This window comes from Streptomyces sp. NBC_00459 (genome assembly GCF_036013955.1).
Taxonomy (GTDB): Bacteria; Actinomycetota; Actinomycetes; order Streptomycetales; family Streptomycetaceae; genus Streptomyces.
The window spans coordinates 5,857,766-5,879,951 of the sequence record NZ_CP107903.1 but is presented as its reverse complement, the minus strand read 5'-3'; the positions used below and the strand labels follow the sequence as shown (position 1 = coordinate 5,879,951).

16 protein-coding genes are annotated in these 22,186 nt (G+C 70.5%); 3 read left to right on the top strand and 13 right to left on the bottom strand.

What is annotated here, in order from left to right:
• Window positions 1-105: 105 nt before the first annotated feature.
• The 8 genes from OHN74_RS26070 to OHN74_RS26035 all read right to left on the bottom strand — a co-directional run bounded on the left by OHN74_RS26070 (window position 106) and on the right by OHN74_RS26035 (window position 10,475).
• Window positions 106-1,038, bottom strand: a complete 933-nt coding sequence (locus OHN74_RS26070) for a transglycosylase family protein (RefSeq protein WP_327697021.1) — start codon at window positions 1,036-1,038, stop codon at window positions 106-108.
• 228 nt (window positions 1,039-1,266) lie between these two features.
• The gene (locus OHN74_RS26065) at window positions 1,267-2,574 is read right to left on the bottom strand and encodes a cytochrome P450 family protein (protein WP_327697020.1); all 1,308 of its coding nucleotides are present in this window, start codon (window positions 2,572-2,574) and stop codon (window positions 1,267-1,269) included.
• Between the two features lie 177 nt (window positions 2,575-2,751).
• Window positions 2,752-3,786 carry a nucleoside triphosphate pyrophosphohydrolase gene (locus OHN74_RS26060; RefSeq protein ID WP_327697019.1) on the bottom strand — a complete coding sequence of 345 codons (1,035 nt, stop codon included), beginning with the start codon at window positions 3,784-3,786 and terminating at the stop codon, window positions 2,752-2,754.
• A gap of 134 nt (window positions 3,787-3,920) precedes the next feature.
• Entirely contained in the window at window positions 3,921-4,583 is a 663-nt protein-coding gene (locus OHN74_RS26055) for a SurA N-terminal domain-containing protein (protein WP_327697018.1), read from the bottom strand.
• 148 nt (window positions 4,584-4,731) lie between these two features.
• Window positions 4,732-5,562, bottom strand: coding sequence for a glycoside hydrolase domain-containing protein (locus OHN74_RS26050; RefSeq protein WP_327700275.1), 831 nt, complete (start codon window positions 5,560-5,562; stop codon window positions 4,732-4,734).
• 122 nt (window positions 5,563-5,684) lie between these two features.
• Window positions 5,685-7,166 carry a protein kinase domain-containing protein gene (locus OHN74_RS26045; protein ID WP_327700274.1) on the bottom strand — a complete coding sequence of 494 codons (1,482 nt, stop codon included), beginning with the start codon at window positions 7,164-7,166 and terminating at the stop codon, window positions 5,685-5,687.
• Window positions 7,167-7,204: 38 nt separating this feature from the next.
• The gene (locus tag OHN74_RS26040; RefSeq protein WP_327697017.1) at window positions 7,205-7,879 is read right to left on the bottom strand and encodes a hypothetical protein; all 675 of its coding nucleotides are present in this window, start codon (window positions 7,877-7,879) and stop codon (window positions 7,205-7,207) included.
• Between the two features lie 211 nt (window positions 7,880-8,090).
• A complete protein-coding gene (locus tag OHN74_RS26035; protein WP_327697016.1) occupies window positions 8,091-10,475 on the bottom strand; it encodes an N-6 DNA methylase in 2,385 nt (794 codons plus the stop codon).
• A gap of 371 nt (window positions 10,476-10,846) precedes the next feature.
• On the opposite strand from OHN74_RS26035, the gene OHN74_RS26030 reads away from it, so the two are divergent.
• Window positions 10,847-11,656 carry a hypothetical protein gene (locus OHN74_RS26030; protein ID WP_327697015.1) on the top strand — a complete coding sequence of 270 codons (810 nt, stop codon included), beginning with the start codon at window positions 10,847-10,849 and terminating at the stop codon, window positions 11,654-11,656.
• A 21-nt stretch (window positions 11,657-11,677) separates the two neighbouring features.
• On the opposite strand, the gene OHN74_RS26025 is transcribed toward OHN74_RS26030, so the two are convergent.
• Together OHN74_RS26025 and OHN74_RS26020 are read right to left on the bottom strand one after the other, a co-directional pair.
• Window positions 11,678-12,427, bottom strand: coding sequence for a GNAT family N-acetyltransferase (locus OHN74_RS26025; RefSeq protein ID WP_327697014.1), 750 nt, complete (start codon window positions 12,425-12,427; stop codon window positions 11,678-11,680).
• 334 nt (window positions 12,428-12,761) lie between these two features.
• Window positions 12,762-13,505 (bottom strand): HNH endonuclease family protein, encoded by a 744-nt coding sequence (locus tag OHN74_RS26020; protein ID WP_443060573.1) that lies wholly within the window; start codon window positions 13,503-13,505, stop codon window positions 12,762-12,764.
• Between the two features lie 200 nt (window positions 13,506-13,705).
• Between OHN74_RS26020 and OHN74_RS26015 the strand changes: the two genes are divergently transcribed.
• On the top strand, window positions 13,706-13,894 hold the full coding sequence (locus OHN74_RS26015) for an Rv0909 family putative TA system antitoxin (RefSeq protein ID WP_327697012.1): 189 nt from the start codon (window positions 13,706-13,708) through the stop codon (window positions 13,892-13,894).
• A 149-nt stretch (window positions 13,895-14,043) separates the two neighbouring features.
• Here OHN74_RS26015 and mfd read toward each other — a convergent pair whose 3' ends face one another.
• Window positions 14,044-17,598, bottom strand: coding sequence for a transcription-repair coupling factor (gene mfd, locus OHN74_RS26010; protein WP_327697011.1), 3,555 nt, complete (start codon window positions 17,596-17,598; stop codon window positions 14,044-14,046).
• A gap of 262 nt (window positions 17,599-17,860) precedes the next feature.
• Between mfd and OHN74_RS26005 the strand changes: the two genes are divergently transcribed.
• Complete coding sequence (locus tag OHN74_RS26005) at window positions 17,861-18,283, top strand: hypothetical protein (RefSeq protein WP_327697010.1); 423 nt, start codon at window positions 17,861-17,863, stop codon at window positions 18,281-18,283.
• Window positions 18,284-18,512: 229 nt separating this feature from the next.
• Here the strand turns inward: OHN74_RS26005 and OHN74_RS26000 are convergent, their stop codons facing one another.
• Both OHN74_RS26000 and OHN74_RS25995 read right to left on the bottom strand, forming a co-directional pair.
• Window positions 18,513-21,083, bottom strand: a complete 2,571-nt coding sequence (locus tag OHN74_RS26000; protein ID WP_327697009.1) for an ABC transporter permease — start codon at window positions 21,081-21,083, stop codon at window positions 18,513-18,515.
• Window positions 21,080-21,868, bottom strand: coding sequence for an ABC transporter ATP-binding protein (locus tag OHN74_RS25995; RefSeq protein WP_327697008.1), 789 nt, complete (start codon window positions 21,866-21,868; stop codon window positions 21,080-21,082). The genes OHN74_RS26000 and OHN74_RS25995 overlap by 4 nt, the downstream gene beginning before the upstream one ends.
• Between the last annotated feature and the right edge of the window lie 318 nt (window positions 21,869-22,186).

Here is a 22,186-nt window from a genome sequence, read left to right as displayed (position 1 = left end):
AAACAGCTGATCCTCTGAAATACAAAGACGATCAGGGCTTCTGAGACCTTTGTCTCACCGCATTGATAAAGGACATTCAGCGCGAAACCAGGACGTGAACTCCGGTTAGTTTTGCCCGGGTTCGCTACCTACCGCAAGGGTCTGACCGGGAAGGATGAGGCCCGAGTCCGCGTCAAGGAAGGACTCGGTCCCGGCGGGATCCGCGGACTGCCCGCCGGCGAGGTCGAGGGAGTCGGTGACACCCCAGAGGACACCCCCGATGCCGCCGGCGTACGAGCCCTCGGCCTTGCCGCGGTGCCGGCCGGTACCGACGGAGGCCTCACCTTCGGTCGCATCGACCCCTTTTGCCGCACTCTGCCCGGAGTTGCCCCGCTCTCCACCTACTACGGAATCTGTGGGTGAACTGTCGCCCTCCTTCACGTCACCCGCACCGGGCGACGAGGAGGAAGGGGACGGCGAGGTGACCGACCCGGCGGGGTCGGTGGGGTCGGCAGAGCCCGTCGTCGCCCCGGCGGACGGCGTGGGGGACGGCGACGAGTCGGAGGCCCCGGGCGAGGCCGGGGAGCCGGTGGAGGGAGATGCCGAGGGCGTGGGCGACTCCGAAGCCGAGGAGGAGGAAGAGGAGTCCGACCCCGACCCCAGGCCCAGACCCAGACCCAAGCCCGAACCCGCGGTCGATTCCGAGGTGTCACCCTCGGCCACACCGGTGTCGACACCGGCCGATCCGGTGTCCTTGCCGAGCCCGGACAGCAGCGCACAGGCCTCCCAGGCCCCCGCGCCCTGGTCGGCGAGGATCTTCTCGCCGACGGCGATCTGCTGCGAGCGGCTGGCCTGGTCGGCGCTCGTGGCATACGCGAGGCCGCCGTACTTCTCCCAGTCCGCCTGGGTCAACTGGAGCCCGCCGTAGAACCCGTTGCCGGGGTCGGCACTCCAGGAACCGCCGCTCTCGCACTCCGCGACCCGGTCCCAGGTGGTACCGCTGGCCGCACTGGCCCCGGTCGCGCCGAGCAGCGGAATCGCGATGGCGGAGCCTGCCACGCCGGCCGAGACAAGCAGAGCCGGGGCCTGACGGGGGCGACGGTGACGACCGTTCCCGGAGAGCATGCGATTGCCTTTCACGAGACAGCGAGGAGCGGTGCGACAGATGATGCAAGGCATCGCACTGGTGCACGAACGTATCGACAGGCGATCACTTGTCACAAGTTAATGCCGCACAGATCACGTGAAGATCACATTGTTGAGGGAGTGTCACCTTCTCGCGAACTCCTACGACCCCTCCGGCGCCGCGCGCCCGGTTCCGCGAACCGGCGTGAACTCGACGGGCAGGGTACGCAGTCCTCGCATGATGAGCCCACCCCGCCACCTCAACTCGGCCGGGTCCGCGCCGAGTTGCAGGTCAGGGAGACGCGTGAGGAGGGTGGCCAGCGCGCTGCGCCCCTCCAGTCGGGCGAGCGGGGCGCCGAGGCAGTAGTGGATGCCATGGCCGTATCCGAGGTGCTGGTTGTCCCGGCGGCCGAGATCGAGGGTGTCGGGGTCGGCGAACCGCGCCGGGTCCCGGTCGGCGGCGGCGAGGACGACCAGGACGGGGTCGCCGGCCCCGATGTCCTGTCCGCCGATGCTGAGCGGCCGGGTGGCGAAGCGCCAGGTGGCCAGCTCAACGGGGCCGTCGTAGCGGAGGAGTTCCTCGATGCCGGTTTCGAGGAGGGAGGAGTCCTCGACGGCGAGGGAGGCCTGGAGGCGGGCGCGCTGCTCGGGGTGGGTGAGCAGGGCGTAGACCCCATTGCCGATCAAGTTCACTGTGGTCTCAAAACCAGCGAACAGGAGGATGAAGGCCATGGCGGCGGCCTCGTTCTCGGTGAGGTGCTCGCCGTGGTCGGAGGCGCGGATGAGCCCGGAGATGAGGTCCTCGCCGGGTTCGGGGACGTCGGACAGCGCCTCGCGCTTGCGGTGGATCAGCTCGGCGAGATAGCCCCGCATCTTCTTGACGGACCGGGCGACCCCGCCCCGGGGCCCTCCTCCGTGCCGGATCATCATCCCGGCCCAGTCCCTGAAGTCGTCCTGGTCCTCACGGGGTACGCCCAGCAGATCGCAGATCGCGTAGATGGGCAGTGGGAAGGCGAAGTCGTGGATGAGATCGGCGGAGCCGTTCGCCGCGAACCGGTCGATGAGATCGTCGGTGAGTTCCTGCACCCGGGGCGCGAACTCGGCGACCCGTCGCGGAGTGAACGCCTTGGCGACGAGCCGCCGCAGCCTGGTGTGGTCCGGCGGATCGATGTTGAGCAGATGCGTCATCAACTCGGCCTTGCGCTCCCCGGGGATACCGGTCTTGCCCTTGGCGTGCGCGGGCTCGTCGTGATGCGCGGGGTTCTTGGAGAGCCGGGGGTCGGCGAGGGCCTGCTTGGCATCGACGTAACGGGTGACGAGCCAGGCCTCCACGCCGCTGGGCAACTTGGTCCGGTGCACGGGCGCGTGCTCACGGAGCCAGGCGTAGGCGGGGTAGGGATCCGTCGCGAACTCCCAGGTGAAGAGTTCGGGAGCGGGGGTCGGGGGCGTGGCGGGGGGCTGGTTGGTCACCCGGTGACGGTATCGGGAGGGCGGAGGCCCTCAGCGAGGCCCTGGTCGGCGCCGACGCGGCCGCACTCTCCGGCACACCTCCCCTCCCCCGCGCCCCCGACCACCACGCCTCAGCACAGGCCCCGGCCCCGGCCCCGGGGCGACGGTACCTACGGCCGGGCCCGGTTCAGGGCGCTGTCACTCCCCAGCAGTCGCCCCGGCCACCCCTTCCCTCACCCGCACCGCATCCCGATAGGCCCGCGCTGCCGCCCGCAGCGCCGCCTCCGGGTCCACGCCCTCCGTCTCCGCGCGTACCGCCATCTCCAGCAGTTCGTATCCGATGCCCTCGCCCTGCGGCAGCGGGACGTCCAGGCCCGCCGTGTGCACCCGCGACGCCAGCTTCGCGGCCAGTGCGAGGCCCGGCTGGCCCAGGGGCACGCCGTCCGTCACCGACTCCCGCCGCTTCTCGACGGCCTTGGTGCGCAGCCAGTGCTCCTTGACGTCCTCCGGTGTGGACGCGGTCTCGTCGCCGAAGACGTGCGGGTGGCGGTGGATCAGCTTCGTGACGATGCCGGCCGCCACGTCGTCGATCGAGAACGGGGCGGTGCCCTCCTCGCCTTCCTCCTCGATGCCCTCCTCGGCGATGCGCGCGTGGAAGACGACCTGGAGAAGGACGTCCCCCAGCTCCTCCCGCAGCTCGTCCCGGTCGCCGTCCTCGATCGCCTCGACGAGTTCGTACGCCTCCTCGATGCCGTACTTCGCCAGGCCCTTGTGGGTCTGGCGGGAGGACCACGGGCACTCCAGGCGGATGCGGTCCATGACCTGGACGAGGTCGAGGAGGCGGGCGCCGGGGAGGTCGTAGGAGGCGGGGAGGAGTTCCAGGTCCGGCATCCGCACGCGGCCGGAGCCCGCGAGGCGTGCCAGGCCGTCCGTGAGGGCCGGGTCGCCCTCGCCCGTCGTCACGACCACGACCGTCCGGCCTCCGGCGCAGGCGTCGATCAGCTCCTCGGCGGTCGGGGCGATCTCGGCGACCGGTATGCCGGCGTCCCGCAGATACGGGAGCTGCGGATGCGTACCGTCCGCGCACAGCACCCGGTCGGCCGCGTGCAGCGTCTGCCAGGCGGGCCAGGACAGCAGGCCTGGCGCGACGCGGTGGCTGGTGGTGAGCAGGACGACACGACCGGGGTCGGTCTCCGTCTCCGGAGCGGTCTCGAAGCCGCTGGTTGCGTTCACTCTCCGAACGTAACCCACGCCGCCGACAGCCCCGCCGGTTGTCCACAGGCCTGACGCCCCTGTGCGCACCGGTGCCCGTACGCTCGTACGCCCGTACGGGCAACCGTCACACCATGGCCGTCACACCGTGGTCGTCACGCCGTGTCCTGGGCCGTCTGTGCCGCCGTGATCTCCCGTAGCCAGGGTGTCTTCGCGTCGACGCGGCTGCTCTTCTGGACGTCCCAGCTGCCGTAGCGCGGGTTGAGGTCGACGTCGAGGGTCTTCGAGGCCTCGGACATCGCCTTCCAGAACGTGGCCTGGCCGTCCGGCGAGTTCATGTCGGCGCCGAGCGCGGCGGCCAGTTTCTGGGCCACGATCTCGGTGTGCAGGCTGTCGTCGAGGCGTGCCGGGGCGACGCCGTACTGCTGGAGCCAGGCGTCCGTCAGCGCCTTCGCGCTGCCCGCCTGCTGTTCCAGGGAGGCGCGCAGGGTCTGGACGTCCTTGCGGGTCACGGTCACGCCCGCGTTCTTCGCGGCCTGGTTCAGGACGCGGTCGAGGACCATCGTGTGCAGGGTGTCCCGGGTGAGGCTGCCGGTTCTGGCGACGGCCTGCGCGTACTGGGCCTGGTCCGCGGTGGCCGCCCGCTGCGCCGCGCGTACCTCGTTCACCCTGCTCTCCAGCTGCGCGACCGTGATCCGCTGCCCGCCGACGACGGCCGCCGCGCCGGGGTGCGCGTCGTTTCCGCAGGCGGTGAGGAGGGGTGCCGCGGCGACGATCGCGGCGGAGAGGAAGAGCGCGGTGCGACGACGGCGGTGCACGGAAGCCTCCTGAGGAGATTGTGCGGCGGTGCACAAAGTCTTGCGGTGATCGATGTTAGGCAGTGGCCGGGCTCCGGCCAAGCCATTCGACCAACGATTCACCGGGACTTCGGGCACCGCCATGCCCGCCGTGCCCGCCCTGGCGGCCTCAGCCGGTGATCGCCACCGGTGCGTCCCACGCGTTGCGGTCCACGGTGATCGTGTAACCGCCGCGCGTCTCCTTGCTGTTGACCATGTACTGGTGGGCCCGGCTGTGGTTGGTCCACTGGGTGGCGGCGAAGGGCCAGTCCGCGGTGGTGGTGTTCTGCTTGTCCCACAGGGCGTACCACATGTTGCCCGGCAGGTTGGTGCGGTCGGTGGCCTGGGCGATCGCCTTCGCGCTGGAGCTGGTGAAGCCGTAGTAGCCGGTGCGGTACGTCTTGGCCTGCAGCGTCTTGTCGAAGGCGCGTACGTACGTCAGTACGGCGTCGTTGCACGCCTTGTTCGTGATGTCGTACGACTCCATGTCGAGGTAGACCGGGCTGCCGGCCTTCATACCGAGCGCCGAGGCCTTCGTCACCGCGTCCGCCGCGTCCGTCGCGCCGAGGGAGGCGGCCGTGGCGGCGGTGATCTTCTCGGGGCTGGAGCCGGTCTGGCAGGAGGGCTGGGCGCCGACGTACAGGGGGATGAGTTTCCAGCCCTGTGCACTGACCGACTTCACCCAGGACGCGGTGAGGTTGGGCTGGGCGCAGCCGCGGTTCTTGCCGCCTATGTAGACGGCTGCGGCACCGTAGAAGTTGTTGGTGCGCCAGGCCTTCATCGCGGCGAGGGAGGGCGCGGTGCAGGTGTCGAACGCGCGGCCGGTGTAGGTGCGCTGGGCGGGCCAGGTGGTGGCGGCCATCGACGACTGCGCGGCGATCCCGGCCCCGGCGACGACGGCCGCGCCGGCCGCCGCCCAGGTGACGTATCGGCGCTTCTTGGACTGCCGGTGACTGGACACCACGTGGACCCACCCCTGGTTCTATGACACGGAAGCAGGTCGCAACGTAACCGGCGCCGTTCCCGTGTTCGGGAAAAACCGGCTCCGGAGGCCTACAAAATTCCCTCAAGCCACGGCAAACACTAGCCGCGCACCTGTCCCAGCCACTCCAGTGTCCGCCGGATCTCCGCCGCCAGTGGGTGCCCGGGGCCGCGGGTGCGTTCCACGTCGTGGAGGAGGCGGGCGAGGGTGTCGCGGGCGGCGGTGCGGTCGCCGAGGGCGAGGAGGAGGTGGCCGATGCGGCGGCGGACGTCCAGGGCGAGTTCCGGGTCGCCGGCGACGTACTGGTTCTCGTAGTACGGCAGCAGGGCGCGGTACTCGGCGAGGGCCGCCGCGGGTTCGCCGAGCTGTTCGAGGCACTGGGCGGCCTCGTAGCGGAAGCGCAGCGCCTGGGGGTCGGCCTGGCCTGCCTCGGCGGCTCGTTCGTCGGCGAGGCGGCGCAGTTCGGGCAGGGCGCGGCGGTACTGGCCGTCGTCCATGAGGGTGGCCGCGTACTGCTTGCGCAGGGTGCGGACGACCGGGGAGTGCTCGCCGTGCTGTTCGGCGGCGGCGGGCAGGATCCCGCCGAGGATGTCGACGGCCTGGGTGATCCGGCCCTCGCCGAGGAGGCGTTTGACCTCGTCGACGGCTCTGGCGACGTCGGGTCTGTCGGCGGCCGGGGCTGCCGTCGGCTGGGGCGCGGGGGTGCGGGCGCGGTCCGGCCAGGGGGCGTGCGGGCGCAGGAAGGGGCGCGTGGGGTCGAGGGGTGCCCCGGTGGGCATCCCTCGCTCCGGGAGGAGCAGCGCCAGGTGCTCGTACACCTCCTGCGCGGAGGCGGGCCGGTGCTGCGGGTCCTTGGCGAGCAGCCGCAGGACCAGCGCTTCCAGCGAATCGGGTACCTCGGGTCTGAGGCGGCGCACGGGCAGTGGCGGCTCGTACAGGTGCCGGTGGAGCACCCCGAGGGCCGTCGAGCCGGAGAACGGCACGTCCCCGCTGAGGAGTTCGTGGAGGAGTACGCCGAGTGCGTACAGGTCCGTGTACGGGCCGACCGCGCCGCCCATCGCCTGCTCGGGGGCCATGTAGGCGGGCGAGCCGATGGGTGAACCGGTGTGGGTGAGGCGGGTCGTGTCCGTGTCCATGACGGAGGCGACGCCCAGGTCGAGGACGGTGACCGTGCCGTCCTGCTTCACCATCACGTTGCGCGGCTTGAGGTCGCGGTGGACGATCGGCACGGCGTGCACGGCGCTCAGCACGGCGCACAGTTGCGCGGCCACCGCGACCGCCCACTGCCAGGGGTAGGGGTCGTGTTCGGCGAGGTGGTCGGAGAGGTCGGCGCCGTCGACGTACTGCATGACGAGGAACAGTTCCTCGCCCTCGCTGCCCGCGTCGTGGACCGTGACCAGGCCGGGGTGGTCGACCTGCGCGGTCACCCGGCACTCGCGCACGAAGCGGCGCCGCAGTTCGTCGGCCTCCTGGCCGGCGACCTTGTCCGGGCGCAGCAGTTTCACGGCCACGCGCCGGTCGAGCCGCTGGTCGTACGCGGTCCACACCTGGCCCATGCCGCCCTGTCCGATGAGCGTGGACAGTTCGTACCGGTCGGCGATGACACGGCCCGTCGCCACGCTCACCGTCCGCCCTCGGGGTTGCCGTTGCCGTTCTGGCTGCCGTCTCCGCCGCCGTTGCCATTGCCGTTGCTGTCGTGCTTGCGCAGGTAGTCGCTGAGCTCGTCGAGTTCGGCGCGCACCTGGTCGATGCGGGCGGGCGCGGGGCGCTGCGGCGGGGGCGGTACGGGGCCCTGCGCGACGGGCGGCCGGGGTGCCGGAGCCTGGGGCTGGGGCTGGGGTATCGGCGTGTGGGGCATGGGGGGCTGCTGCTGCGGCCCGGTCTGCATGTTCGCGTACGGCGACGGGGGCGGGTAGCCGTACCCGGGGGGCACGGTCGAGGCCTGCGCCTGCGGGTAACCGGCGTACGGGTGCTGCCAGTTGCCGTGCCGTATGTCCATGACCAGGAAGTACGCGCTGGCCAGGGCGCCCAGGATCAGCACGACGGCGAGGGCGATGTCGCCCTTGACGTTGCTCTCGTCCACCGTGCCGACCACCGCGAGGCACACGATGGACAGCGGCAGACTCGCCCAGGCCGCCGCCCAGTTGAACCACCGGCCGCGCAGGAAGGCGACGCGGAACAGCGGCAGGCACGCGAAAAGGCCGCACGAGAGGAACCCGGCTGCGGCGATCAGCACGCGCAGGGTGATGACGGTGCCCGCGCTGCGGGTGGGCGGCGGCGCGCCGGGGCCGTACATGACTGCTCCTGGACCGGGTGATGCCGACGGGGACGGGCGTACGAGTGACAGGTTCGATGTCGGAGTTCGAGCGTATAGGCCGACACCGACAACAGGTCCGGGTTGTACCGAACCGTTGTCGTCCTGTCGTCCCGCCGCCCCTTGTTGTCCTGCGGTCCTGCCGCCCCGCATCGCGGCTCGGGAACCGTCGGATCAGAGCGGCATCGGCACGTCAGTCGGGCGCGACGGTCCCGTCCGTCAGCCCGTCGTACATGCCCCGTACGAGCTGTCCGCCGAGCCGGCTCGCGCGGCGCAGGGCCTCCTCGAACTCGGCGAGCGCCCTGAACCGCGCGCCGTAGCGCCGCTGTTCGTCCAGCGGCAGTCGGGGCAGTTGCAGTCGGCGCACGTCGAGCCGGGTCGCGGTGGACGCGTAGCTGCTGGCCTGGCGGTTGTTGGCGGTGCCGCGCAGGAAACCGGCGAGGAACCACGGGTCGAGGGCGGCCGGATCGGGCCGCAGGAGGACGAGGCTGCGGCCGAGAACGGCCCCCGCGGTCGCGTCGTCGACCACGCGCGCGACGGATCCGCCGCCGAGGATCGGCACGACGACGTCGCCCGCCGCCACCCGCACGGCCGCCTCGTCGCTCTCGGGCAGTGTGCCGGAGGGAGCGGTTCCGGCGAGGACGTCCTGGTCGGTGAGCACGGGCACGCGCGCGTGGCCGCCGTTTCCGCCGGTACGCATCACCAGGGCGCCCCCGCGCGCGAGTTCGCCGATGGTGATGAGCGGCCAGCGCCCGGGCTGTTCCTCGGTGGGTCCGGCGGGGGCGGGCGGAGTGAGGTCGACGGTCAGCCGCAGGGTCTCGCCCAGGCGCTCCCGTACGTCGCTCAGGTGCTCGCCGTCGCCCGCGGTGGCGAGCGGGAGGTGGCGGGCCGGGGCGAGGTCGACGTCGTCGTCGAGGAGTTCGATGACGGGCACGGAACGCGCCACCCCGGGCTGCTCGACCGCCGTGCCGGCTCGCTCGAAGGGCCGCCAGGCGCCGAGAACGGCGGTGCGCACGGCCTCCCAGTCGAGCCCCCCGCGCCCGCTGTGCTCGGCGACCGTCCCCGTGTCGGCGAGCAGCACCTCGGGCTGCGCGGGCGCCTTGTCGGGCCGCCGCAGCACCCACAGGTGCAGCGGGATGTTGTACGGGGGTGCCGCGCCGACCGGCAGCGCGATCACCGCGCGCAGCGCACCGCGCCGCAGCAGATCGGCGCGGATACGGCGCCCCGAACGCCGGGAGGCGGCGGCCGGCGGCATCAGCAGCACGGCGGTGCCGCCGTCCCTGAGCCGGGCGAGCGCATGCTGCACCCAGGCCAGCTCGGACTCGTTGCGGGCCGGGAACCCGTACTCCCAGCGGGCGTCGTAGGCGAGTTCGTCGTGCCCCCAGTTGCGCTCGTTGAACGGCGGATGGCAGAGGACCACGTCCGCCCTGAGCCCGGGGTACGCGTCCGCGCGGAGCGTGTCCCCGGCTGCCGTGCGTACGACCACGTTCCGGCCCTGGAGCGCGAGCCGGAGGGCGGTGAGCGCGGCCAGCTCCGGGGCACTGTCCTGGCCGTACAACTCCCGCTCGGAATCGTCCCGTTCGACCTCCCGCGCACCGCGCGCCGGAACGGCCCGCAGCAGCGCGCCGGTGCCGCAGGCCGGATCGAGCACGGTGCGCGCCGGGCCGGCGAGGTCCCCCATGAGCGCGGCGAGCTCGGCCGGGGTGAGCGTGTACTGCCGCGGGTTGGCGTCGAGATGCCGCCCGACCAGGAACTCGTACGCCTGCCGTGCCCCCATCTCGGCGGCGAGCTCGGCGACGCCGCGGAGGAGGGGGACGGAGGGGAGGAGTTCGGGGCCGGTGGGGGTGTGTACGGCGGGGGCGGCTGCGGAGGTGCCGGCGACGCTGCCGCTGTGTACGGGGGGCTCGCTGTGCACGCGGGGCGGGGCGGGGGTGGTGTGAACGCCGGATGCGGGAGGGGACGTGTGCACACCGGCTGCGGGAGCAGCGGCGTGTACGCCGGGCGGAGTGTTCACAGCACCCTGGATGTTCACGCCCCCCGGCTCGTTCACAGCCGACGCACCACGCTCACCCGGAAGGGTGTGAACCCCCCGAACATCAGTCGGACTGTGAACCCCTTGCGCGGCGGGAGCCGTGTGAACTCCCCGCGCGGCAGGCGAGGTGTGAACCCTGCGCCTCCCCGCGACGCCGAACCGCGGGGCGATCACCTGCTCCAGCGTGCCGGGGAGGCGGGCGGCGAGGCGCTCGTCGGAGACCGCGCCGAGCTCCAGCCAGACGGTCGGGCGGTCGTGGATGAGCAGCAGGACGCAGCCGGCGTGGACGAGGGCGGTGGCCGGGCCCTCGGGGTGGCCGACGAGTTGCTGCCAGACACGTTCACGGAGGGGCACTTCGGCGAGTTTCCCCTGGCGGCGGAGCCAGGACTCGACCTCGGCGAGGGCGAAGGCGGGGCTGGTCTCGGTGCCGCCGACCGGCTTGGGGAAGTCGGCGTGACGGCGGCGCCAGTTGCTGACGGCGGCGCGGCCGACGCCCGCGAGCCGTGCGATGCCGGCGGCGGTCACTTCCGTGGCGTTGTCCTGCACGCTCCGCGCTCCCCTCGTCCCGTGCACGGCTTCGGCGTTCCCGCGTACGGCTCTGATCTCCGTACACAGTCCTGGTCGTGCAGCCCTCGATCCACTGTGACGCCGAGCATACCGACGTACGCAAGATCTACCCATTCACGCCGTGTACACGAAGCATCGCGTGAATCGTGTTGACTCGGTTCACACGCTCTGCTGTTATTGACCCAGCGAACGAGCATCCGCCGGAAAGAGGCGGGCGCGCCCTTCTCTCGCTGTCCCCAGCCGGGCGGCGGTGGCGAAGCGCCGGGGACTGCGCCACCGCCGCCCACCCTTCCCAGCTCCACCCGGCTCGTCCCTCACCACCGTCACCACGAAAACTCGGAGGAACTCCCATGCACCGAAGCACACTTGCCGCCCTCTGCCTCACCGCCGTCACCGTCGCCGGGGTCGCCGGCTGCCAGAGCGGCGACAGCGAGCCGTCCGGCCGGGCGGCCGAGAAAACAGCCGGTAAGACGGCGGACAAGACGGCCGCCAAGCCGAAGGACCCGTTCGCCGGACTGACCGCGAGCGAGATAGCCGAACGATCGCTGACAGCCACCTCGGGTGCCTCGTCGCTGCGCATGACGGGCAATGTCCCGGACGACGAGAGCGGGGGGACGATCCGGATCGACATGGCCCTCGACAAGCGGGGCGACTGCGTCGGGACGATGAGCATGAACCGTGAGGGCAAGGCCGAGCTCGTGAAGTCCGGCACCACCCTCTACATGCGGTACGACGAGAAGTTCCTGCGGGCGCAGAGCCAGGGTTCGTCGAAGGAGGAGACCGACGCGGTCGTGGCCATGCTGGCCGGAAAGTGGACCAAGATGTCCGCGACCGGCTCCGACGCCAAGGACCTCGCGGACTTCTGCGACCTGGACAGCGTGCTCGCCGACTTCAAGGAAGCCGATTCCGGGCCCGGCTTCGGTGTGACGCGGGATGGCACGACGACCGTCGGCGGTGTGCCTGCCGTCGTCGTCACGGAGAAGGACGGCAAGGACAAGTACACGATGTACGTCGCCAGCAAGGGCAAGCCCTATCTCCTCCAGGTCGACAGCAAGTCGGCGAAGGACCCGGGGACCATCGTCTTCAGTGACTACGACAAGCCTGTCGCAGCCCGGAAGCCCAGCGGCGAGATCCTCGACCTGGACGCGCTGGGCGGCTGAGCCCGGCCGCCGGACCGCTGGTCACAGGGTGTGGCGCATCCACACGTTGGGCTCCACATAGACCCCGTACCCGTGCTCGATGTCGCACCGCACCGGCACCAGTGCCCCGGGTACCTCCACCTCGCCGTCGCTGTCGAAGGGCAGGCCCGTCCAGGCGCGCCACTCCTCCAGCGAGGCCGCGACGCACATCGACGCAGGCGCCACGGCGACAATCGTGGCGCCGGCCCGGGCATGCACACGCAGCCAGGGATCGTAGGGCAGACCGTCCTCGCGCACCCGGTGGGCGTACTCGGCGATCGGCGTCCGAGGCTCCAGGTGCTTGGCGCTGGGCCGCACCGGGGCGACGACCTCGCGGAAACCGTGCGCGGCGGCGTTGTCCCGCATCGCCGCCAGCATGCGTCCGGACAGTCCCGTGCCCTGCGCGTTCGGGGAGACGACGATCGAGATCGCGCTCACCGTGTCCGGACGGGTACCGGCGCGCAGGTCCTGGAACGCCCACACCAGCACCTGGTCCCAGCCACGCGCGGGCAGTTCGCCCCCGCCCCGGCCGTCGGCGGCGAGCGCGAAGGGCACACTGTAGGCGTGCGCGACGACCTCGCCCCGCTCGTCCTCGGCGAACAGGACGTGCTCCGGGAGTTCGGTGGCGATCCGGTCGTAGTGGGCGTTGCCCGTGAAGTCGTGCTGCATCAACTCGGGCCAGGTGTCGGGCATTTCGACGACCTGGCGATACATCTCGGGGCGCTCGGCGAGGGACGAGACCTTCAACTCCATGGGCGAAACGGTAACCGGATCGCGCACTGCACCCCAGCCCCCGGGCGACACCCTCCAGCCCGGAGCGGACCCATCCAGCCAGGGCCAGCGCCCTCCAGCCCGGAGCGGACCCATCCAGCCAGGGCCAGCGCCCTCCAGCCCGGAGCGGACCCATCCAGCCAGAGTCGGCGCCCTCCAGCCCGGAGCGGTCCTATCCAGCCCGAGCCGACACCCTCCAGCCCGTCCGGCGATTGAGGACAAGGCCCGTTCAGGGCCGGAGCGGGGGCCTGGGGGCGGCAGCCCCCAGCAGACGCCCACACCAACGCCGGTCCACCAACCCCACCGGCACCAAAACTCAGCTCGCGTGGAACCGCGCGGGCGCCTCCGTCGGATTGCCGCCGGCCGGCAGCTTCTGCCCGGCGCACCCCGACAGCACCTTCTTCATCGCGGTCTTCTCCGCCTCCGTGACCCACAGCTCGTACTTCTTCTTCACGGCGACCTGGTTGGCGACATACGTGCAGCGGTACGCCTTGTTCGGCGGCAGCCAGGTCGCCGTGTCACCGTCCCCCTTGCTGCGGTTGGTGCTCGCGTCGACGGCACGGAGGTTGAGCGGGTCGTTGGCCAGCGCTATGCGCTTGCTGGCGTCCCAGTACTTGGCGCCCTTCTGCCAGGCGTCCGAGAGCGCGACGATGTGGTCTATGTCGACCTCGCTGCGGCCCCGCGTGAACGTAACGTCCTTGCCGCTGTAGGGGTCCGGATCCAGTTTCCCCGCCGCCACCTTGCAGCCGCCGCTGCGGAACCGCACATCGACCAGGTCCCGTTTGAGGATGTCGTCGCGGGTGTCGCACTTGTTGGAGTCGGTGTCCGCCCACGCGGTGCCGAACCGGTCCCGGGCGTATCCCGTCTTGGGCGCCCGCCCCTTCACGGTCAGCGAGTCGACGGCGGCGAGCGCCGCGCCCCCGCCGGTGCCTCCCCCGCCTGCCGCACCGCTCGCGCTCTCGTCGGGCCCTGCGGACCCCAGGGTCTCGCCCTTGCACCCGCCGACGCCGAACACCACCACGAGTACGACGGCGGCGACGCCCCCACCCCTAAGACACACCACGTTGCGCCCCTCCCCTACTGCCCGTTCCCGTCCCCGCCCGCTACTGCCAGTTCCCCCGCTCGCCCGCAGTAGTCCGCCGGTCGCCAGGCTATCGGCCGGACTTCCCCCACCACAGGGGCGCCCACCGGCACTCAAGGGGCATATTCCGCATACCGGGCGTATCGTCGATGCTGACTCACCTCCGGAAGGAGCTCTGGATGGGCATCTTCGACAAGTTCAAGGACCAGATGCGCGGCAAGACGGGACAGAAGGTCTCCGACACCGCGGAGAAGAAGGTCAACGAGAAGACGGGCGACAAGTACACGAGCCAGGTCGACGACGCGCAGCAGCGGGTCGAGGGCGCGATGGGTATGGATCGCGATCGCGACAGGCCCGAACAGCCTTAGCCCCGGAGGTCCCCGAAGCCTGAGACAAAGGGAGAAGCCGCCCGCACCCCTCAACGGGCCACGGGCGGCTTCCTCTTGTCGCTTCCTGCGCGCTCACGCCCTCGCGCAGGACCTCCAACTCACGACCTCACCCTCACCCTCACCCACACTCACGACCCGAGGATCGAAGCGAGGAACTCCCCGGTCCAGCCGAGCAACTCCCGCCCGACCAAGGGCTTTCCGCCGACCTTCGCCGTCTTGGGGCGCGGTACGAGGATCTGGTGTGCGGTCGGCTTGATGACCGTCCCCGGGTAGAGACGCTTGAGCCGCAGCTCCTGCGACTCCCTCAACTCCACCGGCGAGAAGCGGATGTTGGTGCCCTGGAGCACGATGTCACCGACTCCGCAGGCACGCGCGAGCATCCGCAGCCCCGCCACGAGCAGCAGGTTCTCGACCGGCTCGGGCAACTTGCCGTAACGGTCGACGAGTTCCTCCCGTACGGCCTTGATGTCGGCCTCGGTGTTGGCGGAGGCGATGGACCGGTAGGCCGCGAGGCGCAGGCGCTCGCCGGGGGCGTAGTCGTGCGGGACGTGGGCGTCGACCGGGAGCTCGATCTTGACCTCCAGCGGCGGCTCCTCCTCCACTCCGCCCTCCAGTGAGGCCCGGTAGTCCGCGACGGCCTCGCCGACCATCCGTACGTACAGGTCGAAGCCGACTCCCGCGATGTGACCGGACTGTTCGCCGCCGAGGAGGTTTCCGGCGCCACGGATCTCGAGGTCCTTCATGGCGACGTACATGCCCGCGCCCATCTCGGTGTGCTGGGCGATGGTCGCGAGCCGCTCGTGCGCGGTCTCGGTCAGAGGCTTCTCCGGGGGATAGAGGAAGTACGCGTACCCGCGCTCCCTCCCTCGCCCGACTCGCCCGCGCAGCTGGTGGAGTTGGGAGAGACCGAAGTTGTCCCCGCGCTCCACGATGAGGGTGTTGGCGTTGGAGATGTCGATGCCGGACTCGACGATCGTCGTCGACACGAGGACGTCGTACCGCTTCTCCCAGAAGTCGACGACGACCTGCTCCAGCGCCTGCTCGGACATCTGGCCGTGGGCCGTAGCGATCCGTGCCTCCGGGACGATCTCCCTCAGCCGCGCCGCCGCCCGGTCGATGGACTCGACACGGTTGTGGATGTAGAAGACCTGGCCCTCGCGCAGGAGTTCACGGCGGATCGCGGCGCCGATCTGCTTCTCCTCGTACGGGCCGACGAAGGTCAGCACCGGGTGACGCTCCTCCGGCGGCGTGGTGATCGTCGACATCTCGCGGATGCCGGTGACCGCCATTTCGAGCGTACGGGGGATGGGCGTCGCGGACATCGTGAGCACGTCGACGTTGGCGCGCAGCTTCTTCAGCTGCTCCTTGTGCTCGACGCCGAACCGCTGTTCCTCGTCGACGATGACGAGTCCGAGGTCCTTGAACCTGGTCTCGGAGGAGAACAGCCGGTGCGTGCCGATGACGACGTCCACCGAGCCCTCCCGCAGGCCCTCCAGGGTGGCCTTCGCCTCGGTCTCCGTCTGGAAGCGGCTCAACGCCCGCACGTTGACCGGGAATTGGGAGTAGCGCTCACCGAAGGTGCCGAAGTGCTGCTGTACGAGGAGAGTCGTGGGGACGAGGACGGCGACCTGCTTGCCGTCCTGGACTGCCTTGAAGGCGGCGCGGACGGCGATCTCCGTCTTGCCGTAGCCGACGTCGCCGCAGATCAGGCGGTCCATCGGGACCGTCTTCTCCATGTCGTCCTTGACCTCGGCGATCGTGGTCAGCTGGTCGGGCGTCTCCACGTACGGGAAGGCGTCCTCCAGCTCGCGCTGCCAGGGTGTGTCGGGCCCGAAGGCGTGCCCGGGGGCCGCCATGCGCGCGCTGTACAGCTTGATGAGGTCGGCGGCGATCTCCTTGACGGCCTTCTTGGCGCGCGCCTTGGTCTTCGTCCAGTCGGCGCCGCCGAGCCGGTGGAGGGTGGGTGACTCGCCGCCGACGTACTTGGTGATCTGTTCCAGCTGGTCGGTGGGGATGTAGAGACGGTCGCCGGGCTGGCCGCGCTTGGCCGCCGCGTACTCGACCACGAGGTACTCGCGGGTCGCGCCCTGCACGGTCCGCTGGACCATCTCGATGTACCGGCCCACACCGTGCTGCTCGTGCACGATGTAGTCGCCGGTTTCGAGAGTCAGCGGGTCGATGGTCTTGCGGCGCCGGGCGGGCATACGGGCGCCGTCCTTGCCGGCGGCCTTCTGTCCGGTGAGGTCGGTCTCGGTCAGCACGGCGAGCTTCAGCTTCGTGTCGACGAACCCGAAGTCGATCGAGCCGCACGCCACCTGCACGACGGAGGGCGTCAGGGAGGTCAGGTCCGACTCCAGGCGGGCCGCGATGCCCTCGCCGCCCAGCACCTCGACCGTACGGGCGGCCGGGCCGTGCGCCTCCGTGACGAACACCGTGCGCCAGCCGTCCGCGAGCCAGCCCTTGGTGTCGGCGAGCGCCTTCGCGGTGTCCCCGCGATAGGTCTCGGGCGCGTGCATGCCCAGTTTGAGCGTGTCCCCCGCCGCGTCAGCGGCAAACGAATCCGTCAGTTCCTCGTCGGCGGCGAACGGCGACACCGACCACCACATCATGTCCAGCTCGCGCGCCCGGTCCCGGACATCGGCGATGGACCACAGGGAGGCCGCGCCGACGTCGATGGGCGCCTCGCCGCCGCCCGCGGTGGCCGCCCAGGAGGCCTGCAGGAACTCCTGGCTGGTCGCCACCAGGTCGGCGGCCCGGGTCCGTACCCGCTCCGGGTCGCACACGACGGCCATGGAGCCCTTGGGCAGGACGTCGAGCAGCAGCTCCATGTCGTCGACGAGTACGGGAGCGAGGGACTCCATGCCCTCCACGGCGATCCCCTCGGCGATCTTGCCGAGCAGCTCCCCGAGCTCCGGGTGGGCCTCGGCGAGGGCGGCGGCCCGCTCCCTCACCTCGTCCGTGAGCAGCAGTTCGCGGCAGGGCGGCGCCCACAGCCCGTGCGCGGCGACTTCGAGGGAGCGCTGGTCGGCGACCTTGAAGTAACGGATCTCCTCGATGTCGTCGCCCCAGAACTCCACCCGCAGGGGGTGCTCCTCGGTGGGCGGGAACACGTCGAGGATGCCGCCGCGTACGGCGAACTCGCCGCGCTTCTCGACCAGCTCGACGCGGGAGTACGCGGCGGCGGCCAGCGCCTCGACGACGGTGCCGAGGTCGGCGGTCCTGCCAGTCCGCAGCGCGACCGGCTCCAGCTCGCCGAGCCCCTTGACCTGCGGCTGGAGTACGGAACGCACGGGGGCCACGACGACCGAGACCGGCCCGGTCTCCGGGTCGTCGGGGCGGGGGTGCGTCAGACGGCGCAGTACGGCGAGGCGGCGGCCGACGGTGTCGCTGCGGGGTGAGAGTCGCTCGTGCGGGAGGGTCTCCCAGGCCGGGTACTCGGCGACCGTGTCCGGTGGCAGCAGCGTTCTGAGGGCGGCGGCGAGATCCTCGGCCTCCCGGCCGGTCGCGGTCACGGCCAGCACCGGGCGCCCGGACTCGCGGGCCAGCGCGGCCACGGCGAAGGGGCGGGCGGCGGGTGGTCCGACCAGGTCGACGTGCATACGGTTGCCGTCGCCGGCGGCCTTGATCGCTTCCGCGAGGGCGGCGTCCTTGACTACGACGTCGAGCAGACCGTGCAGGCTCATTAGGGGGCTTTCGTGAGGGGTGGGTGGTCAGGGGTGGGCAACGCGAACCGCCCGACACGTCTGACGGGCCGGGGGGTGTCCAGGGTACGACGCCGCGCGGACAGGTGCGGCGCCTGTGGACAACGCGCGCCACACCGGCCTCCTGACCGGCTGCTGCGCCGAGTGCATCGAGCGGCGGTGGAAGCGCGGGCGTCGTGCGTTGTCAGTGCCGTCTCCTACGCTGCGGTTCCGATCGAACAGTTCAGATGGGGGAGGATCGAGGATGGGCGGCAACGCATGGAGCCACACGGGCCCGTATCAGCGTGACCTTGCGGCCGCGTTCCGGCAGGCTCAGGAAGAGACACTGGCACGGGACAACCACGGCTTCGAAGGCCGATCCATCGAGGAGCTGTGGCGCGATCCCGACTGGCACGAGTACATCCTCACCGGAGGCACGGGCACCGTGCTGGACTTCCCCCTCATGATCGACGCCACGGACACCGATGACGGCCCGTACATGCGGCCACTGACTGACGGTGAGGTACGTGCGTGGGCTCCCGACGCCCGACCCACCTACGCGGATTGGGACGACGCACTCGACAGCGAGCGGTTGGCCTTCCCTGACCGTGCCCAGGGAAACTGCACGGTGCTCTACCGCGACGGCCTGCCCGCGCAGATCGGTTACTGGGGAGTGACCGCCGACTAGCGGAACGGCACCGCGCCACATCAGATCCACCCTCGACCGAATGCCGTCCAGCATCCCGATGTAGCTCACCACGCTGGTGACGACGGCCACCGGAGCAGGTACCTCGTGGTGGACAGCCCGCTGAACCAACGTGAACCCACCTCACCACGAAGCCCGGCGCCGACGAGTCCGCAGACTCCCCGGCGCCGGGCCTTCCCCCGCTCCCCCGTTCCCCGTTCCCCCTGGCCGGTCAGTCCGTAGCGATCGCGTTCAGCACGTTCATCCGCCCCGCTCTGAACGCCGGCACCAGCGCCGCGATCAGACCCACGAAGGCCGACCCGACGAACACCCCGCCGATCGTCGTCCACGGGATCTCCAGGACCTTCAGGCCCTCCAGGGCGAGCAGCTGCTGAGCCGTCGCACCCCAGCCCATTCCCAGGCCGAGCCCCAGCAGCGCGCCGAAGAGGGCGATCACCACCGACTCCATCCGGATCATCCGGCGCAGTTGCCGCCGTGACAGACCGATCGCACGCATCAGGCCGATCTCCCGTGTCCGCTCCACCACCGACAGGGCCAGCGTGTTGACCACGCCCAGGACCGCCACCACGATCGCCAGGGCGAGCAGGCCGTAGACCATGTTCAGGAGCTGGCCGATCTGGTCCTTCAGTTCCTGCTTGTAGTCGGTCGTGTCACGGACCTGGTACTGCGGGTAGGGGTCGAAGGCCTTCTTCAGCGCCGCGTAGGCCGCCTCCTCCTGGCCCTTCTTCGCCGAGGCGAACATCAGGCTGTTCGGCGGGATCTTGTCGGCGGGCAGGTACTTCTCCATCGTCGCGATGGACAGGTACTGCGAGCCCTTGTCGATCGCCACGTCGTCGTCCGTGATCGCGGCGACCCTGAGCTTCGCCGTCGAGCCGCCCTTGAAGGCGACGGTCATCGTCTCGCCGACCTTCACGCCATGGTCCTTGGCGTAGCCGGAGCCCACCGACATGGCGTCCTTGCCGTACGCGGCACTCAGCGTGCCCGAGATGGTGGTGCGGCGCAGGTCGGAGGCGTACGTCGGGTCGGCGGCCGTCAGCTCGGTCTTCTCCGCCCTGCCGTCGGACGGGGTCAGAGTGACCTCGACCTCCTTGTAGCGGGTGACGTGGGTCAGGCCGGGCGTGTGCTGCATCGCCTTTTCCGCCTGCGGCACGATCCGCTGGTTGCCCTGGACGATGAAGTCCGCGCCGACCGAGGCGTCCAGCTCGCTCGTGGCCGAGGCGACCATCGACGAGCCGACCACCGAGAGGCAGGCGACCAGGGCCAGGCCGATCATCAGGGCGGCGCCGGTGGCACCGGTCCGGCGCGGGTTGCGCAGTGCGTTGCGCTCGGCGAGCCGGCCGACGGGCCCGAAGCCCCGCAGCAGTACGGCGCTGAGCACCCGTACGACGGCGCCCGCCAGGAGCGGGCCGATGATGACGAACCCGAGGAGCGTGAGTACGACGCCCGCGCCGAGGACCAGCGAACCGTCGCTCGCCTTGTCGGCGGTGGCGGCCAGGTAGAGGGCGAAGCCGCCGGCGCCCGTCAGGACGAGGCCGATGAGACCCCGTACGAGGCCCGCCCTGCCGTCGGCCGGGGTGCCGGCGTCGCGGAGTGCGGCCATCGGGGAGACCTTGCCCGCGCGGCGGGCGGGAAGGTAGGCGGCGAGGACGGTGACGACGACGCCGAGGACCAGACCGATCACCGGGGTGGTCGCCTTCACCGTCAGATCGTCGGTGGAGAGGTTCATGCCGGCCATCGACATCAGCTTCATCAGGCCGATCGCGATGCCGACCCCCGCGCCGACACCGAGGATCGATCCGACGAAGCCGAGGAGCAGCGCCTCCACGAGTACGGACCGGTTGACCTGACCGCGGGAGGAGCCGATCGCCCGCATCAGGCCGATCTCGCGGGTCCGCTGGGCGACCAGCATCGAGAAGGTGTTGATGATCAGGAAGATGCCGACCAGGAACGCGATCCCGGCGAAGCCGAGCATGGCGTACTTGATGACGTTCATGAACTCGCCGATGCCCTCCCGGTTCTCGTCGGAGTACTCCTTCTGCGTCTGTATCTTGAAAGCGCCGGCGGCCGTGAGCGTGCTGGTGACATTCTGTTTGAGCTGCGTGTCGGTGACCCCGTCGGCCGCCGTCACGTAGAGCTGGCTGAACCGCCCGGTGGCGCCCAGGAGTTCACGCTGTGCGGTGGCGGTGTCGAAGTAGACGACGGCCGCGCCGGGGTTGGTCACCTTGAAGGTGGCGATACCGACGATCCGCGCGCTGATGTCACCGGTCTGCGCGATGGTACGAAGCTCGTCGCCCATCTTCAGGTGGTGCTTGTCGGCTGTGTCGGCGTCGACCATCACCTCGGTGGGCCCGCGTGGTGCGTGACCGCTGGTGATCTCCATCGAACGCAGGTCGTTGCGCGTCCAGTTGCCCGCGAAGGTCGGCGCCCCGGTACTGGACCCCATGTTCTTGTTCTCACTGTTGACGACGGTCACGTTCATCGAACTGACCGCGCCCTCCACCGACTTGACGCCCTGGGCCTGCTGCGCCTTCGCCAGCACGGAGGCCGGCAGCGACTCCGGCACCCCGTTCTGCGGGGTTTCGTCGTTCTTGGCCGCCTTCGGCGACACCGTGACGTCGGGGGTGCCGACCGCGAACAGCTTGTCGAACGTCGTGTTCATGGTGTCGGTGAAGACGAGAGTCCCGCACACGAACGCCACCGACAGCAGCACGGCCACCGCCGACAGGGCCATCCGGCCCTTGTGCGCGAAGAAGTTGCGCATCGAGGTCTTCAGCACAGTCATGACGTACGCCCCCGCGCGTCGAAGTCCTTCATACGGTCGAGAACGCTGTCGGCGGTCGGCCGGAACATCTCGTCGACGATCCGCCCGTCGGCCAGATACAGCACCCGGTCCGCGTACGAGGCGGCCACCGGGTCGTGCGTGACCATCACGATGGTCTGCCCCAGCTCGTCCACCGAGCGGCGCAGGAAGCCCAACACCTCGGCGCCCGCACGGGAATCGAGGTTTCCGGTCGGCTCGTCACCGAAGATGATCTCGGGCCGCGCGGCCAACGCCCGTGCCACGGCGACGCGTTGCTGCTGGCCGCCGGAGAGCTGGTTGGGCCGGTGCTTGAGCCGGTCCTTGAGCCCGACGGTCTCGACGACCTGCGCCAGCCAGCCCTTGTCCGGCTTGCGGCCGGCGATGTCCATGGGGAGTGTGATGTTCTCCAGGGCGCTGAGCGTCGGCAACAGGTTGAACGCCTGGAAGATGAACCCGATCCGGTCCCGGCGCAGTTGCGTCAGCTTCTTGTCCTTGAGCCCGGTGATCTCGGTGTCGTCGAGGTGGATCTGGCCGGACGTCACGGTGTCGAGGCCTGCGAGGCAGTGCATGAGGGTGGACTTGCCGGAACCCGAGGGGCCCATGATCGCGGTGAACTGTCCCCGCGCGATGTCGACATCCACATGGTCCAGGGCGACGACGCGGGTCTCACCGGACCCGTACGCCTTCACGACCTGCCGTGCCCGTGCGGCAACGGCAGTACGCCCTCCAGTGCTCCCGTGCCTGGTGATGGTTACAGCCGATGTCACGGTATGTCTCCTAAGTCGGTCAGTATGGAGAGCGCACGGATACCCGGCGATGTGCTGCCCTGTGCTGCTCTGTATTGCTCCGCGCTGCTCCGCATCGCTCTGCGGTATGTGCATGAGTCTGCTGCTGGGAGGGGGTCCGGGTCTCTGGTGCCCAGCGCAGTCTTCTGCGGGGGAAAACCCCACCCCCGAAGTTCAGGAACGCCGTCCCCAGCGGCATAAAGCCAGGTTAAGGACGGCCCGCCCCCCGTCTCCTCCTCCGTCGGTACGAACCCTCCCCGAGCCGTAGTAAGGAGGTACCCCTAGGGGCCGTCCACCCCT